This window comes from Nonomuraea sp. NPDC003727 (genome assembly GCF_053586935.1).
The window spans coordinates 252,537-267,054 of record NZ_JBSFNE010000001.1 but is presented as its reverse complement, the minus strand read 5'-3'; the positions used below and the strand labels follow the sequence as shown (position 1 = coordinate 267,054).

At 72.2% G+C, this 14,518-nt stretch carries 16 protein-coding genes; 7 read left to right on the top strand and 9 right to left on the bottom strand.

Translation table 11 applies throughout. From position 1 onward, the window contains the following. Window positions 1-4: 4 nt before the first annotated feature. On the top strand, window positions 5-1,024 hold the full coding sequence (locus tag ACWDLG_RS01415; RefSeq protein ID WP_449914720.1) for a UDP-N-acetylmuramate dehydrogenase: 1,020 nt from the start codon (window positions 5-7) through the stop codon (window positions 1,022-1,024). 20 nt (window positions 1,025-1,044) lie between these two features. On the opposite strand, the gene ACWDLG_RS01410 is transcribed toward ACWDLG_RS01415, so the two are convergent. Beyond that, on the bottom strand, window positions 1,045-1,416 hold the full coding sequence (locus tag ACWDLG_RS01410; protein WP_354919626.1) for an ester cyclase: 372 nt from the start codon (window positions 1,414-1,416) through the stop codon (window positions 1,045-1,047). A 187-nt stretch (window positions 1,417-1,603) separates the two neighbouring features. On the opposite strand from ACWDLG_RS01410, the gene ACWDLG_RS01405 reads away from it, so the two are divergent. Continuing rightward, the gene (locus ACWDLG_RS01405) at window positions 1,604-2,170 is read left to right on the top strand and encodes a TMEM165/GDT1 family protein (protein WP_449914717.1); all 567 of its coding nucleotides are present in this window, start codon (window positions 1,604-1,606) and stop codon (window positions 2,168-2,170) included. A gap of 43 nt (window positions 2,171-2,213) precedes the next feature. Here the strand turns inward: ACWDLG_RS01405 and ACWDLG_RS01400 are convergent, their stop codons facing one another. Then, window positions 2,214-5,078 carry an ATP-binding protein gene (locus tag ACWDLG_RS01400; protein WP_449914715.1) on the bottom strand — a complete coding sequence of 955 codons (2,865 nt, stop codon included), beginning with the start codon at window positions 5,076-5,078 and terminating at the stop codon, window positions 2,214-2,216. A gap of 90 nt (window positions 5,079-5,168) precedes the next feature. After that, window positions 5,169-5,321, bottom strand: a complete 153-nt coding sequence (locus ACWDLG_RS01395; RefSeq protein WP_449914712.1) for a hypothetical protein — start codon at window positions 5,319-5,321, stop codon at window positions 5,169-5,171. Between the two features lie 153 nt (window positions 5,322-5,474). Between ACWDLG_RS01395 and ACWDLG_RS01390 the strand changes: the two genes are divergently transcribed. The 5 genes from ACWDLG_RS01390 to ACWDLG_RS01370 all read left to right on the top strand — a co-directional run bounded on the left by ACWDLG_RS01390 (window position 5,475) and on the right by ACWDLG_RS01370 (window position 9,959). Beyond that, on the top strand, window positions 5,475-6,527 hold the full coding sequence (locus ACWDLG_RS01390) for a hypothetical protein (protein WP_449914710.1): 1,053 nt from the start codon (window positions 5,475-5,477) through the stop codon (window positions 6,525-6,527). Window positions 6,528-6,591: 64 nt separating this feature from the next. Next, window positions 6,592-7,521: a deoxyribose-phosphate aldolase gene (gene deoC, locus ACWDLG_RS01385; protein ID WP_449914708.1), complete on the top strand. Its 930-nt coding sequence runs from the start codon at window positions 6,592-6,594 to the stop codon at window positions 7,519-7,521. Window positions 7,522-7,526: 5 nt separating this feature from the next. Further along, complete coding sequence (locus tag ACWDLG_RS01380) at window positions 7,527-8,948, top strand: aldehyde dehydrogenase family protein (protein WP_354919643.1); 1,422 nt, start codon at window positions 7,527-7,529, stop codon at window positions 8,946-8,948. Further along, window positions 8,938-9,114 carry a hypothetical protein gene (locus ACWDLG_RS01375; RefSeq protein ID WP_354919646.1) on the top strand — a complete coding sequence of 59 codons (177 nt, stop codon included), beginning with the start codon at window positions 8,938-8,940 and terminating at the stop codon, window positions 9,112-9,114. The genes ACWDLG_RS01380 and ACWDLG_RS01375 overlap by 11 nt, the downstream gene beginning before the upstream one ends. Beyond that, window positions 9,111-9,959, top strand: coding sequence for an aldehyde dehydrogenase family protein (locus tag ACWDLG_RS01370; protein WP_449914704.1), 849 nt, complete (start codon window positions 9,111-9,113; stop codon window positions 9,957-9,959). The genes ACWDLG_RS01375 and ACWDLG_RS01370 overlap by 4 nt, the downstream gene beginning before the upstream one ends. 109 nt (window positions 9,960-10,068) lie before the next feature. On the opposite strand, the gene ACWDLG_RS01365 is transcribed toward ACWDLG_RS01370, so the two are convergent. The 6 genes from ACWDLG_RS01365 to ACWDLG_RS01340 all read right to left on the bottom strand — a co-directional run bounded on the left by ACWDLG_RS01365 (window position 10,069) and on the right by ACWDLG_RS01340 (window position 14,473). Next, on the bottom strand, window positions 10,069-10,449 hold the full coding sequence (locus tag ACWDLG_RS01365) for a hypothetical protein (protein ID WP_449914702.1): 381 nt from the start codon (window positions 10,447-10,449) through the stop codon (window positions 10,069-10,071). Beyond that, window positions 10,446-11,003 (bottom strand): MarR family winged helix-turn-helix transcriptional regulator, encoded by a 558-nt coding sequence (locus ACWDLG_RS01360; RefSeq protein WP_449914699.1) that lies wholly within the window; start codon window positions 11,001-11,003, stop codon window positions 10,446-10,448. The genes ACWDLG_RS01365 and ACWDLG_RS01360 overlap by 4 nt, the downstream gene beginning before the upstream one ends. Before the next feature lie 51 nt (window positions 11,004-11,054). After that, complete coding sequence (locus ACWDLG_RS01355) at window positions 11,055-11,324, bottom strand: hypothetical protein (RefSeq protein WP_449914696.1); 270 nt, start codon at window positions 11,322-11,324, stop codon at window positions 11,055-11,057. Window positions 11,325-11,372: 48 nt separating this feature from the next. Next, the gene (locus ACWDLG_RS01350) at window positions 11,373-11,627 is read right to left on the bottom strand and encodes a hypothetical protein (RefSeq protein ID WP_449914694.1); all 255 of its coding nucleotides are present in this window, start codon (window positions 11,625-11,627) and stop codon (window positions 11,373-11,375) included. A gap of 75 nt (window positions 11,628-11,702) precedes the next feature. Next, window positions 11,703-14,165 (bottom strand): ATP-dependent RNA helicase, encoded by a 2,463-nt coding sequence (locus ACWDLG_RS01345; protein ID WP_449914691.1) that lies wholly within the window; start codon window positions 14,163-14,165, stop codon window positions 11,703-11,705. Then, entirely contained in the window at window positions 14,165-14,473 is a 309-nt protein-coding gene (locus ACWDLG_RS01340) for an ArsR/SmtB family transcription factor (protein WP_354919663.1), read from the bottom strand. The genes ACWDLG_RS01345 and ACWDLG_RS01340 overlap by 1 nt, the downstream gene beginning before the upstream one ends. Between the last annotated feature and the right edge of the window lie 45 nt (window positions 14,474-14,518).

The window sequence follows — 14,518 nt, the reverse complement described above, 5'->3', positions numbered from 1 at the left end:
GCTTATGCGAGACCAGAGGCTGCTTGCGCCGTACACGACACTCCGGCTGGGCGGGCCCGCGCGGGCCTACGCGGCGGCGACCTCGGCGGAGGAGCTGGTGTCCCTGGTGGCCGACGCGGACCGGCGGGAGGAACCGACGCTGCTGCTGGGCGGCGGCAGCAACCTGGTGGTGTCCGACGACGGCTTCGACGGCCTGGTGATCAAGGTGGCCACGCGCGGGGTGAGCGTCTCGCGCGACGGCGACCAGGTGGCGGTCGAGGTGCAGGCCGGGGAGGACTGGGATCCGCTGGTGGCCCGCGCGGTGGCGGAGGGCTGGGCGGGCCTGGAGTGCATGTCGGGCATTCCTGGTCAGGCCGGGTCGACGCCCATCCAGAACGTGGGCGCGTACGGGCAGGAAGTGTCGCAGACGGTGCGCTGCGTGCGGGTCTATGACCGGCGCACGCGCGAGGTGCGCGACGTCGAGGCGCGGCGGTGCGGCTTCGCCTACCGGACGAGCGCGTTCAAGCAGGACCTCGGCCGGTACGTGGTGCTCGCTGTGACGTTCTTGCTGGACATTTCGGAAATGTCGGGCGCGTTGACCTATCGGGAACTCGTCACCAGGGTCGGCGAGCGGGCGCCGCTCGCCGAGGTGCGCTCGGCCGTCCTCGGCCTGCGCAGGGGCAAGGGCATGGTGCTCGACCCCGCCGACCCCGACACCCGCAGCGCGGGCTCGTTCTTCACCAACCCGATCATCTCCGCCGAGCAGGCCGCCGCGCTCGGCGCCGGCACCCCTCGGTGGGAGATGCCCGGCGGCACCGTCAAGGTGTCCGCGGCCTGGCTGATCGAGCAGGCCGGGTTCCCCAAGGGCTACGCGCGCGGCCCCGTCCGCATCTCCACCAAGCACACCCTCGCCCTGACCAACCCCAACGGCGAGGGCACCACCGCCGACCTGCTCGCCCTGGCGCGGGAGGTGCGGGAAGGGGTGCGGGAGAAGTTCGGCGTCACGCTCGTCAACGAACCCGTGATGGTCGGCTGCGCGCTCTGAGCGCCGGGAGGCCCGCCGTCCTAGCCGTGTATCCAGCGGGTGTCGGAGATCACCCAGTACTCGACGAACCTGCCGTTCTCCGCGCGGAGGATGTCGTGCCCGCTGAAGGTGATCCTGGTCACGCCCACGCCCGGGATGACGCCCGTGTGGTCGCCGGTGAACGTCCAGCGGGCGGCCACGGTGTCACCGTCGACGATCGGCCCCACGTCCAGCGTGACCGCCACGTTCGCGAACGGCTCGAACCCCTGCGCCAGCGCGCCTTTCAGCCCCTCGGGGCCGTGCACGTCCATGCCCGGCCAGTGCCCCACGAAGTCGGGCGAGACCAGCTCGTCGGCGAGATCGAAGTCGCCGTTCCACATCTCCAGCAGCCAGCGACGGTAAAGCTCGTCCATCGGGTAAGCTCGTTTCCGTATTCCGAAGGGGAGTAGTCCTCAATTCGCGCGGTCGACATGCTGGCATCTGCCCGGTCGCGCGGGCCTGTAACAGGCGGACGAGACCTTCGGCCTGGCAACCCTGCCGGGCCGAAGTCGTGCTGCCCTCGTTGAGTCGCTTCCGGTCCGGCCGTTTGGAAGAGGACCTGTGGAAGCTTTCTGGATCAGCCTTGCGGTGATCTTCGTCGCCGAGCTGGGCGACAAGAGCCAGTTGATGGCGATGACGTTCGCCACCCGATTCAAGCCCTGGCCCGTGCTGGCGGGCATCACGATCGCGACGACGGTGGTCCACCTGGTGAGCGTCGCCGTCGGCGGACTGATCGGCGACGCGCTGCCGACCACGGCGATTTCCATCGCCGCGGGCGTCGCGTTCCTCGGGTTCGCGCTCTGGACACTCCGCGGCGACGAGCTGACCGAGGAGGAGTCGCAGAAGGCCAAGCGCGCCACGCGCCACGTGCTGATCGCGGTGACCGTGGCGTTCTTCCTGAGCGAGCTGGGCGACAAGACGATGCTGGCCACGATCACGCTGGCGACGCAGCACGGGTGGCTCGGCACGTGGATCGGGTCGACCGTCGGCATGGTCGCCGCCGACGCGCTGGCGATCGTGGTCGGTCGGCTGCTCGGCCGGCACCTGCCCGAGAAGGCCATCCGGTACGGCGCGGCCGCCGCTTTCGCCCTGTTCGGTGTGCTGCTACTGGTGGAGCCGCTCCTCTGACGGCCCGAGCCGTCGATCCGGGGCCGAGCTGTCGGCCCCGGGTTCAGACGGTTAACAGGGCCAGGCGGTGGGCCGCGGCCGTCGCCTCGCCGCGGGTCGAGACGCCCAGCTTGCCGAGGATGTTCGACACGTGCACGCTGACCGTCTTCGCCGAGATGAACAGTTCCGTCGCGATGTCCCTGTTGGTCCGCCCGAGGGCGACCAGCCGCAGCACCTCCAGCTCGCGCGGCGTCAGCAGGTCGGGCGCGGGCCCGCTCTCCTCCACGAGCCCGACGCCGAGGCGGCGGGCCAGGTTCTCGATCTCGATCACCAGCGGCGCCGCGGACAGGCCGCCGGCCAGGGGATAGGCGGTGCGCAGCCGCGCGGCGGCGCCGTCCTTGTCGCCGGTCTTGGCGAGTGCCGTGGCGGCCCGCAGGAGTGACTTGGCGTGCGCGTGGGGCCGGTCGAGCCGTTCCCACGCGACGGCGGCGGCGTCGAAGTCGCCGGTGAAGGTGAGGCGGTAGGCCTCGGAGACAGGGCCGATGACCACGAGCGACGCGGCCACCTCGGCGGCCATGGCGCGGACGGCGGCGGCCCGCTCGGGCACGGCGGGTGCCGCGGCGTCGCAGACGGCGCCGATGAGGGCCAGCAGCCGCCAGACCAGCCCTGCCTTGCTCGCCTGGCTGGGCCTGCTGAGCATCCGTTCGGCGACCGCGAGCGCGTGGTCGGGTTCGCCCCTGAGCAGGTGCCAGCCGATGTGCAGGCGGGTGCTGTTGGTGATGTCCTGCACGAAGGTCTCGGGGCGCTCGGTGAGCACCCCGAGTTCGGACAGGATGCTCTCCACCAGGTCCAGCTCGCCGCGGGCCATCGCGATGTCGGCGCGGGCGCGCAGGACGTGGTGGCGGACCCTGATGGTGGGGCCGAGGGTGAGCGCGTACTCGATGACCTGGACCGCCTCGTCCCACCGGCCCAGCGCCTCCAGGCACTCGGCCAGGTTGTTGAGGATGAAGGTGCCGGAGGTCCTGATCCTGCCGTACTTCTTGGCCAGCAGCTCGCCCTCGTGGGCCAGCTCGATGGCCTCGGCGGAGCGGCCGAGGTCGTTCAGCGCGTCGACGTTGTTGGCCAGCGCGCGCAGGATGACCTGGCCGGAGCCCACCTCCTCGCCGATGCGCATGGCCCGCCGGTTGCTCTCGAAGGTGCGCTCGATGTCGCCGTCGAGGGAGTAGCCGAGGGCCAGGTTCATGATCAGATCGGCTTCGATGACCTGGAGTCCGAGCGTCCTGGCCAGCTCCAGGCCCTCCTCGGCGAGCGCGGTGCCCTCGGCGAGCTCGCCCTTGAGCATGAGGTGGCGGCTGAGCTTCACCAGCACGTCGGCGCGGGCCGGACCGGGCTCGGGCACCAGGCTGAGCGCGTGCCTGAACTTCTCCTGCGCGCCGGGCTTGGCCTTGGCCAGCTGGAAGTTGCCCCAGCGGACCAGCAGTGCGGCCACCCGCTCGGGTTCGGCGTGCTCGTCGAGCTGGTCGAGCGCGGCCTTGACGAACTTGACGCCCTTGTCGATGTCGCCGCAGGCGTGGCTGGCCTCGGAGGCGCGTTCGAGCACGGCGGTGTGGTCCACGCCGATGTCGCCGCAGGCGCCCGGCACCTTGTCCCACAGCATGAGGACGCGTTCGAGCAGGGGGATGGCCTCGGTGTAGGCGAAGGCGCCGAACGACTTCTGCGCCGCCTCCCAGGCCGAGATGAGCGCCCACTGGTCGTTGCGCGCGCCGTACCAGTGGTGGGCGATCTCGACGGCCGCCCTGCCGGGCGGCACGAGGCCGCGGTCGCGGGAGATCTCCTCGGCGTAGCGCCCGTGCAGGCGCTGGTGCTCGCCGGGCAGCAACTCGTCGTGTACGGCCTCGCGGATGAGCGCGTGCCGGAAGACGTAGGCCCGGTTGTCGGCGATCTGGAGCACGTTGCCCGCGATGGCGGGACGCAACGCCGCCTCCAGGTCGATGTCCGACAGCCCGCTGACGGCCGAGAGCAGGGCGTGGCCGACGCGGATGCCGCCCGCGGCGGCGATGCGCAGGACGCGCTGGGTCTCCTCGGGCAGCCGTTCGACCGAGCCGAGGATGAGGTCGGTGAGGGAGTCGGGCACCTCCCCGGCGCCGTCGTCGCAGTCCATCAGGGCCTCGACGAACAGCGGGATGCCCTGGCTGCGCTGGTAGACCGTCTCGATGCGGGAGTACAGAGGGGGAGCGCCGAGGATCCCGGCCATCTGCTCGGCGACCTCGTCGCGCGACAGGCGCGGCAGGTCGAGCCGGATCACGCCCGCGACCCGCCCGAGCTCGGCCAGGACCGGCCGGAGGGGGTGCTGGCGGTGCAGGTCGTCCGAGCGGTAGGTCAGGACCATGAGCAGCTGCGACTCGCGCAGGTTGCGGCTGAGGAAGGCGATCAGGTCGCGGCTGGACCGGTCGGCCCAGTGGATGTCCTCGATGACCAGCACGACGGGCCGCGACTCGGCGAGCCGTTCGAGGAGGGTGAGGAACTGCTCGAAGAGCCTGGCCCGGCCGGTGTCGGTATCGCCGTCGGCGGACGGCTCGCCGAACTCGGGAAGCAGCCTGGCCAGGTCGCGCTCCGCGCCGTCGGGCAGCAGCGCGCCGATCCTGGCCGTGCCCATCTCCCTGACGAGCTGGCGGAGGGCGGCGGTGAAAGGGGCGTAGGCCAGCCCGTCGGTGGACAGCTCGACGCAGCCACCGAACAGAACCTGCGCGCCGTCGTTCGCGGCGCGCTCGGCGAAGCTCTGCACCAGTCTGGTCTTGCCGACTCCCGCTTCCCCGCCCAGGAGCACGGCGGTGGCCGCGCCCTTGCGGGCTTCGTCGAAGGACTCGGTCAGGACTGACAGCTCTGCTTCCCGTCCTACGAAGACGGGACTTACGGAACGCCCCAACACGTCCTCAAGCATGACATATGACCCTTACCGGTTAGGGGGGTTGAGAGGCCCGGCCGCGAGGGAGGATGCGGCCGGGCTCTCGTGACATGGTCATGACTTGCGGAGCTTGCCGAAGACCGAGCGGTGGCGACGCTCGGACTCACCGGACCGCTGGGCCTCGCGTACTCGGCGGTGTGCCGCGGCGGCCTGGCGGAGCTCCTGGGCGTGGGTCTGCATGAGCTGGTATTCGATCTCGGGGTTCATGGCTACTTTCTCCTGTCTTTGCCGACATGTTTAGGTTCGGGCTAAGGCCCACCCCGTCACATCGGTCGGATGCCTTATCTCTGCCGAACCATCGGCTTAGGACTACCTAGGACACGCCTGGGCATCGCCTTAGACAGGCCACGATGGTGCGCCGTGAGGCTATGGATGATCACCGCGGTGGTCGGCGCGTTGCTCGTCGCGGGCTTTCCCGTCGCAGCTCAGGACCATGAGTGGCGTGTCTCGGTCACGGCTGAGGCGAACATGTGGGGCGGTCTCGGCGAGGTCGGCGCCGGCGGGCCCGACGACGCCTGGGTGGTACGCGCGGGCCTGCCGGTCCTGCGCTGGGACGGCACGGCCTGGCAGGACGAGATCGACCAGCCCGTGCCGTACCTGGTGACGCCGGCCGGACCGGGGGTGAGCTGGAGGTTCGAGGAGCACCCCGACCACATCGAGGTCCGCCGCCACGCGGCGGGCGGGTGGACCAGCCTGCCGATCGCGGTGGAGTCCGCGCACGTGACGGCGGCCGCCGCCACCGGCGCCGACGACTGCTGGGCGGCCGGGCTGCGGTTCGGCCCCTACGGCATGACCGACGAGCTCTGGCACTGGACGGGTACGGCCTGGCGGACGGTGCCCGCACCGCTGCCGATCAGCGACTTCGCGGCGGTGCCTGCGCGGCGGGTGTGGGCGCTGAGCAGCCCCGGCGAGGACAAGCTCGGCTACGACGGCGAGCGTGTCGCCTCGATCATGCGGTGGACCGGCACGGAGTGGGCGCGCACGCCGCTCCCGCGCGTCGACCTGCCCGAGGGCGGCTACCTCGAGCTCAACGACATCGTCATGCCGTACCCGGAGCTGGGGTACGCGGTGGGGGCGATCACGGTGGGCGGCCTGCCGCGCGAGGCGGTGCTGCTGCGCTGGAACGGCAGGGCGTGGCGGTTCCTCCGCCACCGGGCGCCCGCCACCGCCTACACCCGCGTGGCCACGGACGGAGGCAGCGGGCTGTGGCTGGCCGCGGCCCGGCCGGGCAGGCCCGACGCGCTCGTCCGCTTCGTGGACGGCGCCTGGACGGAGATCGTCGTGAGCCCGCCGGGCACGGCACGCGCCGAGATCAGGGGTCTGGCCAACGTGCCGGGCACCACGCGGATGTGGGCGACGGTGGAGGAGAGCGCCCCCACGGGGGTACGGCAATTGGTGCTGACCTATCAATGAACATTCCGGCAGGTCCGGTTTGGAACTACCCGTCCGGGTCGGCGATGCTGTGATGGTGTCAACTGTGACTACCTCGCTCGCGGACGTGGCCTCCTCGGACGCCACGCTGCGCGCCTTCCTGCACGGCCTGCCCGGTGTCGACCGGGTGGGCGCGGACCAGCGGGCTGCCATGCTCTCCACCCGCTCCATCAAGACGACCGCCAAGGCCCAGGCCATCGACCTGGCCATCTCGATGGTCGATCTGACCACCCTGGAGGGCGCCGACACCGCCGGCAAGGTCCGGGCGATGTGCACCAAGGCGATGTACCCGGGCGCGGGCGCGCCGCAGGTGGCCGCCGTCTGCGTCTACCCCGACCTGGTGCCGGTGGCGGTCGAGGCGCTGCGGGGGTCGGGCGTGAAGGTGGCCTCGGTGGCCACCGCGTTCCCCAGCGGCCGATCCTCGCTCGAGGTCAAGGTGAGCGACACCGCGCTGGCCGTCGCCGCCGGCGCGGACGAGATCGACATGGTGATCGACAGGGGCGCGTTCCTGTCCGGCGGCTACCTGAAGGTGTTCGAGGAGATCGTCGCGGTGAAGGCGGCCTGCGGCGAGGCCCACCTGAAGGTGATCCTGGAGACGGGCGAGCTGGCGACCTACGACAACGTACGGCGCGCCTCGTGGCTGGCCATGATCGCGGGGGCCGACTTCATCAAGACCTCCACCGGCAAGGTCGCCCCCGCGGCCACGCTCCCGGTGACGCTGGTCATGCTGGAGGCGGTGCGCGACTTCCGCGACCGGACGGGCCGCCAGGTCGGCGTGAAGCCCGCGGGCGGGATCCGCACGACCAAGGACGCGATCAAGAACCTCGTGCTGGTCAACGAGACCGCCGGCGACGACTGGCTCGCCCCCGACTGGTTCAGGCTCGGCGCCTCCTCGCTGCTGAACGACCTGCTGATGCAGCGGCAGAAGCTCGCCACCGGCCGGTACGCCGGTCCCGACTACTTCACCCTGGACTGATCACGATGGTGTTCGAGTACGCCCCCGCACCCGAGTCGCGCGACGTCGTCGACATCCAGCCGTCGTACGGGCTGTTCATCAACGGCGAGTTCGTGGACGGCTCAGGGCCTACGTTCAAGACGGTCAACCCGGCCACCGAGGAGACGCTGGCCGAGGTCGCCACCGCCACCTCCGACGATGTGGACCGCGCCGTGCAGGCCGCCCGCAAGGCCTTCGGCGTCTGGTCGTCGCTGCCCGGCGCCGAGCGGGCCAAGTACCTGTTCAGGATCGCCAGGATCATCCAGGAGCGGGCCCGCGAGCTGGCCGTCCTGGAGTCGCTGGACAACGGCAAGCCCATCCGCGAGTCGCGGGACGTCGACGTGCCGCTCGTCGCCGCGCACTTCTTCTACTACGCCGGCTGGGCCGACAAGCTCGCCTACGCCGGCTTCGGCGACCGGCCGCTGGGCGTGGCCGGCCAGGTCATCCCGTGGAACTTCCCGCTGCTGATGCTGGCCTGGAAGATCGCCCCCGCGCTGGCCTGCGGCAACACGGTCGTGCTCAAGCCCGCCGAGACCACGCCGCTGACCGCGCTGCTGTTCGCCGAGATCTGCCGGCAGGCCGAGCTGCCGCCGGGCGTCGTCAACATCGTCACGGGCGCGGGCGAGACCGGCGCCGCCGTCGTCGCGCACCCCGACGTCAACAAGGTCGCCTTCACCGGCTCCACCGAGGTCGGCAGGATCATCGCCCGTACGGTGGCCGGCACGTCGAAGAAGCTCACGCTCGAGCTCGGCGGCAAGGCCGCCAACATCGTCTTCGACGACGCCGCCATCGACCAGGCGGTCGAGGGCATCGTCAACGGCATCTTCTTCAACCAGGGACACGTCTGCTGCGCGGGCTCCCGCCTGCTGGTGCAGGAGTCGGTGCAGGACGAGCTGCTCGACTCGCTCAAGCGGCGGCTGTCCACCCTCCGTCTCGGCGACCCGCTGGACAAGAACACCGACATCGGCGCGATCAACTCCGCCGCGCAGCTCGCCAGGATCAGGGAACTGTCGCAGGCCGGGGAGTCCGAGGGCGCCGAGCGCTGGTCGCCGGCGTGCCCGCTGCCCGACAAGGGCTTCTGGTTCCCTCCCACGATCTTCACCGGCGTGGCGCAGTCGCACCGCATCGCCCGGGAGGAGATCTTCGGCCCGGTCCTTTCCGTGCTGACCTTCCGCACCCCCGCCGAAGCGGTCGAGAAGGCGAACAACACCCCCTACGGCCTGTCCGCGGGCGTGTGGACGGAGAAGGGCTCGCGCATCCTGTGGATGGCCGACCGGCTCCGCGCCGGAGTCGTCTGGGCCAACACCTTCAACAAGTTCGACCCGACCTCGCCCTTCGGCGGCTACAAGGAATCGGGCTACGGCCGTGAGGGCGGCATCGCGGGGCTGGAGGCCTACCTTGACGTGTGATCATCGCCTGCGGCGCAGGCGGGCCCGGCGCGCCTACGCCACCCGCGGTCACGCCTACGCCCGCGCGGGCCGCCCCGTGCGGACCGGCTGGTTCGCCCACCGCTGCGGGGTCAGCCGCTGCGGCCAGATCTTCGTTCCCGTACGGCCGGCGGAGGAGAAGCGATGACCAGGTTGACCGTCCGCAAGACCTACAAGCTGTTCATCGGCGGGGCGTTCCCGCGTTCCGAGAGCGGAAGGTCGTACGTCGTGGCGTCCCCCAAGGGAGACTTCCTGGCCAACGCTTCCCGCGCCTCACGCAAGGACGCGCGCGACGCCGTGTCGGCCGCGCGCAAGGCGTTCCCTGGGTGGTCGGCGGCCACGCCGTACAACAGGGGGCAGATCCTCTACCGCGTCGCCGAGATGCTGGAGGGCCGCCGCGGCCAGTTCGCCGACGAGATCGTCGGCCTGGGCAAGAAGGCCGCCCTCGAGCAGGTGGACGCCGCCATCGACCGCCTCGTCTGGTACGCGGGCTGGTCCGACAAGATCGCGTCGGTGCGCGGGTCGGCCAACCCCGTCGCGGGGCCGTACTTCAACCTGTCGTCGCCCGAACCGACCGGCGTGGTCGCGGTGATCGCGCCCGCCGACCCGCTGCTCGGGCTCGTCTCCGTCGTGGCGCCGGTCATCGTCACCGGCAACACGTGCGTGGTCGTGGCGTCGGAGAGCTCGCCGCTGGCCGCGATCACGCTGGCCGAGGTCCTGGCGACCTCGGACCTGCCCGGCGGGGTGGTCAACATCCTCACCGGGCACCAGGCGGAGATCGCGCCCTGGCTGGCGGCGCACATGGACGTCAACGGGCTGGACCTCACCGGGGTGGCGGACGCCGACCTGGCGCTGCGGTGCGAGCAGGACGCGGCGGAGAACCTCAAGCGGGTGGTACGGCCCGCGGCGGTGGACTGGAGCGCGGACCCGGGGATCGGCCGGATGACCGCGTTCCTGGAGACCAAGACGGTCTGGCACCCGGCGGGGGTCTGACCGTCGACGGCTCCCGCCCGCCGACCACGCGGTTCGGTGGGCGGGCTGCCGGGCGGACCGGCGGTAGGCGGCCACGGGAGACGCGCGCCAGGCAGGCGCGCGTCTCGTCTCATGGCTCGATCTGGGCCTTCATCGACTGCCAGGGTGCGGCGTCGAACACCAGCATGATCGAGACGATCTTGCCGTCGGCCAGGCGGAAGTGCTCGGCCGTGCGCTGGATGCCGGCCGGTGTCGCGGTGTGCACGTCGTACACGAGCGTCGCCTCGGCTTCGCCGTACAGCTCGCTGATGAGCTCGACGCCGGTCACGATCGACACGAACCCCGGCAGCGTCGCCAGGTGGCCGGTCCGGTCGTCTGAGCTGATGAACGGGCTGTGGAAGCGGAACGGCTCACCCAGGTGCGCCGCGGCCGCGGGCACGTCGCCGCGGAAGCGGGCTTCGTGGTAGCCACGGACGGCGCGGCGAGTCCGCTCCTGCGCGGTCATGGTCATGGCCGGGATCCGCTCTGGGCCAGGTGGTCGGCCAGGCGATGCTGGTTGGCGGCCAACCGCAGGCACATGTCACGGAAGACGACCAGCTCCTCGGGCGTGAACCCGTCGAACATCGCCCGCATGGCGAGCTGCGCCGGCCTGCGGAACGCCTCGACCCAGGCGCGCCCGGCAGGCGTGATCTCGGCCAGGACGGCGCGCCGGTCTCCCGGGTCGGGGACCCGGCGGACGAGCCCGTCGCGTTCGAGCGTGTCGACCAGGCCGGTGACGTTGCGCGAACTGACGCCCGCGGCTCGGGCGAGGTCGCCGATGCTGATCCCCCGCTCGGCGGCGCTCAGCCGGACGAGCAGGTCGAGGGCGCCCGCGCTGACCCCTCTTCCCTCGGAGCCGTGGGCGCGCATGCGCTCGACCGCGTGATAGGCGGTGCGGACGGCCGCGGCCGCCTCCAGCGGCGGCAGGCCGTCCTCGTGGTCGGTGAACTGGGTCATCGCCGCTCTGACGCGGGGGTCGTAGAGATAACCGGCGGAGTCGGACTGGTAAGTATGTACGTCCTTCATAGTAAGAAGGGAGATTAGTACCTACTTCCAGATCTGGCCAGTCCCGGGGTGTCAGTCATGCTTGTGGACCGTGACGGCCTGGATGGCCCACAACACGATCGTGTGCACGGGAGATTCGTGCCGGGTCACAGCGGCGCCGTGCGCGTACTCGTCCAGGACGAGGACCTCGTTGACGCGGTCGAACTCGACGACGACGCCCTTGAGTGACTGGCCGCCGAGCAGGTGGACCGTCACGCGCTGCGGGCTTCCCTGCATGTCGGACAGCAGGTCCCGCCACACCTTCGCGGCGGCCATCCGTCGCCCTCTCTCGGACTCGGCCATGCGCTCACTTCCCTTCGGGGCACACGCACGCGCGGGCGGGGCTCACCGCTATTCGATCGGCGTGTCCGACCAGCGGAGCAGGAAAGCCGCGGCGTCCCATCCGGTGTAGGCGATGTGGCGGATGATCTCGTCGCCGCGGTGGACGACGACCTGGAAGACGAAGTCCTTGTCGCCGAACTCGCCCATGATGCTGACCGTGGTCTCCTCGCCGGGCCGGATGGGCTGGTCGGGCCAGGCCATGGCGGCGGCGTTGGCGGTGAAGCGCGCCAGCATCGCCTTGACGATGGCCACGTCGTCGGTCATGAGGCCAGCCTGCCAGCGGCGTGGGCAAGAACCGGCAAAACCGGCTGCCCCGCCCGCGCGGGCGGGGGCAGGGCGCTAGCGGGGTTTGGCGCGGCGGGTGGGCTGGGCGGTGAGCGGGTCCTCGGGCCACGGGTGCCTGGGGTAGCGCCCGCGCAGCTCGGCGCGGACGGCGCGGTAGCCGTCACGCCAGAAGGAGGCCAGGTCGGAGGTGACGGCGGCGGGTCGCCCTGCGGGGGACAGCAGGTGGATCAGCAGCGGCACCCCTGATACGCGGGGCGCCTCCTGCCAGCCGAACAGCTCCTGCAGTTTGACCGCCAGCACCGGCTGCTCGCCCGAGTAGTCGACGCGGATCCGCGAGCCGCTGGGCACCTCGATGTGCGAGGGCGCGTCGTCGTCGAGGCGGCGGTTCCACGGGACGAGCCGGCGCAGCGCGCCGGCCACGTCGAGGCGTTCGAGGTCGGCGCGGCGGCGGGCGCGGGACAGCTCGGGTTCGAGCCACTGGTCGGCGAGGCCGATCAGGTCGTCCATCGGCGGCCACGGGTCGCCGACGGCGCGACGGCAGAAGGCCATCCGGTCCCGGACGGCGACGGCCTCCCTGGTCCAGGTGAGCACGTTGTCCGTGCGCAGGCCGTGCAGGAGGGCGGGCCGGACGTCGGCGTCCTTCAGCGGGCCCGACGACAGCTCGATGGCGCCCAGCCGTTCGACGACGCGGGCGCTGACGTCGCCGCGACGCCAGGCGACCTCCTCCTGGACGGTCACCGGCACGACCCGCCGGGCGAGGACCTCGTCGATGACGACCGCCTGCCTGATCCTGGCGGACGCGGCACCGGTGGGGCGGTCGGCCACGGCGATGGCCAGCCATTCGGCGGTGCCGAGCCGGGAGCCCTCGGGCAGCTGTGCCCTGGTGCCCGAGGCCATGAGGAAGCCGCCGCCGCTCCTGCGGGCCACCCGCTCGGGGAAGGCCAGGGCGACCGCCAGGCCCGCGACCTCGTCGTCGGGGCCCTCGATACGGGCGCCGGTGAGCCGCCTGACCTCGCGCAGCCAGCGCGGGTCGCGGTCGCGGGCGGCCTTCCGCCAGACGTCCACGAGGTCGTCGCCGGCGTCCTTGGGGAGCTGCTCGGACAGCAGCGCCACCACCCCCGCGGCGCGCGGGCCCGCGTCGAGCAGGGCCCTGGCCAGGCGCGGGTGCAGGCCCGCCATGGCCATCCGCCGTCCCCTGTCCGTCACCCGCATCCGCCCGCGCGCGGGATCCCCTCCGGCGGCGTGGGGGAGGGCGGGACCGTCGTCACCCGGCGCGTCGCCGGCCGGGGGCGCGGCGATGCCGTCACCCGGAAGACCGGCCCCGTCGAGCGGTTCGACCGCGCCGAGGGCGCGGAGGGTGCGGACGGCGACCGACATCGCCGCCGCGGGCGGTCGGTCGAGCAGCGCGAGGCCGGCCGCGTCGGGGGCGCCCCAGCACGCCGCCTGCAACGCGAACTCCGTCAGGTCGGCCAGCAGGATCTCCGGCTGGGCCTGCGGGGCCAGCCTCGCGTGGGTGGCCGAGGTCCAGCACCGGTAGGCGGTTCCCGGGCCTTCCCTGCCCGCCCGGCCGGCCCGCTGGTCGGCCGCGGCGCGGGAGACGTGGACGGTGGTCAGCGAGCCGAGCCCGCGGGCGTGGTCGGTGCGCGGCTCCCTGGCCAGCCCCGAGTCCACCACCACACGGACGCCGGGCACCGTCAGGCTGGACTCCGCGACCGCGGTGGCCAGCACGACCCGCCGGGTGGCCGACGGCCTGAGCACCGCGTCCTGGACGTGGGCCGGGGCCTGGCCGTGCACCTGGAGGACGTCCACGGCGGTGCCGAGCATCGCGGCCACCCGGGAGATCTCGCCGACTCCCGGCAGGAAGCACAGCACGTCCCCCTCGCGCTCGGCCAGCGCGCGCCGTACGACGTCGGCCACGTGCGCCAGCAGCGCCGGGTCGACGCGCAGCCCGTGCGGGGGCGCGACGGGCCGTGGCGGCGGCGCCCACACGATCTCCAGGGGATGGGGGACGCCGGAGGCGGAGACCACCGGCGCGTCGCCGAGCAGCCGCGACCACGGCCCCGTGTCGGCGGTCGCGGACGCGGCGACCAGGCGCAGGTCGGGCCGGAGCGCCTCGCGGACGTCGAGCAGGAACGCCAGCGCGGTGTCGGCGTCGAGGTGGCGTTCGTGACACTCGTCGATCATGACGGCGTCGACGCCCGGAAGCTCCTGGTCGCGCTGGAGGCGCTGCAGCAGCACGCCGGTGGTCACGACCTCGACGCCGGGCCTGCGGCCCTCGCGGTGCTCGCCGCGGATGGTGTAGGCGACGTCCATCCGGCGCGCCGCCGCCCGTACGGCGAGCCTGCGCGGCTCGGCGACCAGCACGTTCATGCCGGCCTCCGCCAGCGCGAGCGGCACGACCGTGGTCTTGCCGGTGCCCGGCGGCGCGGTCAGGACGGCGCGCCCGCAGTCGTCGAGCGCCCGCAGCAGCGCGGGCAGCGCGCCGTGGATCGGCAGCGGGTGACCGGCCGGAGCCATCAGCCCGCCGCGCCGATGACCGAGTCGAGCAGGCCGGGGAAGCGGTCGTCGAGATCGCCCTTGCGCAGCGTCATGAACTTCTGCCGGCCCTCCTGCCGGGTCGAGACGACTCCCGCGTCGCGCAGGACCCGGTAGTGGTGGGACAGCGTCGACTTGTGCAGCCCGATCGCCTCGCCGACGCCCCGGCACGTCAGCTCGACCTCGGTCGCCAGCTTGACGACGACCTCGAGCCGCGCGGGGTCGGCGAGTGCGTGCAGCACCTCGGTGAGCTGGATGTCCTCGATCGCCGGTTGAGGTAGCAGGCGCATACCGTCACCCTGCCGCTTCGTTGGAAGGTTTGACAACAATCCAAC